At 55.1% G+C, this 1,488-nt stretch carries 1 protein-coding gene; it reads left to right on the top strand.

Going from position 1 to position 1,488, the window contains the following annotated elements; translation table 11 throughout:
- Positions 1-1,168: 1,168 nt before the first annotated feature.
- On the top strand, positions 1,169-1,488 hold a 320-nt coding region (locus AC1D35_RS36120), incomplete at its 3' end, for a DUF2254 family protein (protein WP_477942813.1).

Genomic DNA, 1,488 nt, shown 5'->3' with positions numbered 1-1,488 from the left:
CGATAACGGGTGCGCCAACTAGGAATGTGCGGCTTCCGGGAGTTAAGTTGGGTTTGCACGCCCACCGTGACTACTTGGAACGGACAGGCACCTCAACAGACTTAACTGAACTATCTAATTTCGATTTCATCGGGTTTGATACCGAGACCAGCTCTACGCTCGATAGACAATACGAACCCGGTATTCGAGAGATCGTCCTTCGCCTTACGGACAGACAACAACCTGGTGCAGCTCGCGGCTATCCGGGCCGGGTTTGGCATCGGGGTATGCCAGGTGGCGCTCGCCGGTCGCGATCCTTCCCTCGTCCGCGTCCTTGCCGATCAGTTTGATTGGGATCTCGATCTTTGGATTGTCACGAGGACCTGCGCGCCAGTGCCAAGTGCCGTGCAGTGTTCGACGCGCTGGTCGACGGACTAAAAGGCCCGTATGCCTGTCTCGCAAAAAAAAGCGCTATATGCACTGGCTTACCCATCCAGGCTTACCACGATTTTTTTGCCCGACACCCCTTTCTTCTGCGCATCCAACCCGGCCTGCAGGCTCTCCAATCCGTGGCCAGCGATCTGTGCCGGTGGCGCGGGCCGAAATTGTCCTTCTGCGAGTGCCCTGCCAAGGAACTCGTCCAAGAACGCGGCTCGAAGCCGTCAATGACAACCGCCGAAATAAGGCGTATGGTTGGCCATCGCGGGCTGGAACCTTTCAAGCGCCAGCTGGACAAGCGCCTGCGCCATCGCGTTCTGACAATGCAATCTTGGTTTCGAGCCACGAGATTAGTTGCCGCACTTCTTGCCTTGTGAGCAATACTGCAGTCACGTCCACTTCCGCCGGCAGCCCACTCTTGGTATCGACGACATTGAAAAGGCCGTAAGCTGCCGGGACGCAGACGTATCTAGGTTTTCTTTTCGATTGTAACATCGCTCGCCCCCGGGTTTTCCACCTTCGAATATGTGGACCGCCACGTTTATTCGTGGAAGTTTTGCCGACCCGAGAGTCCGCTCGGAGCGCGGTTTTCCCTGAAGGCTATCAGCCCCGCGTGCAACGGGCATTGAGCGAGATCAAAATAAGAACTGCCTGTTCTTGATCGCTATCAATGCAAGACACTCGCGATTTTGGTTGATTATGGGAGGGCAAGATCCCTCCGATCGGGGATTCCAGCAGAAGAGTTCAMCTGATGCGTTGGAACCAATGGTACAGCTTCAATAGCTACATCCGATCCTCGCTGTGGATCGTTCCATTTATCGCTCTCGTGCTTTACGTCGGTGCAATCCGTTACGCTTACCTGTTCGATGCCTGGATCCTGTGGGCAGATGTTTGGCCCTGGGGCGTCGAGGGAACCCAACGCATGTTGGAGACGATCATCACAATGACGCTAACCTTTGTTGTATTTACCTTTGGTTCGCTACTTGTGGCAATTCAGGTCGCGGGAGGTCAGTTAACGCCCAGGATCATCGCAACGGCGCTTCTGAGCGATAATGCCATCCGGTTTACGGT

This window comes from Rhizobium sp. P1_E6 (assembly GCF_056405875.1).
This window is presented reverse-complemented; position numbering and strand designations above follow the sequence as displayed.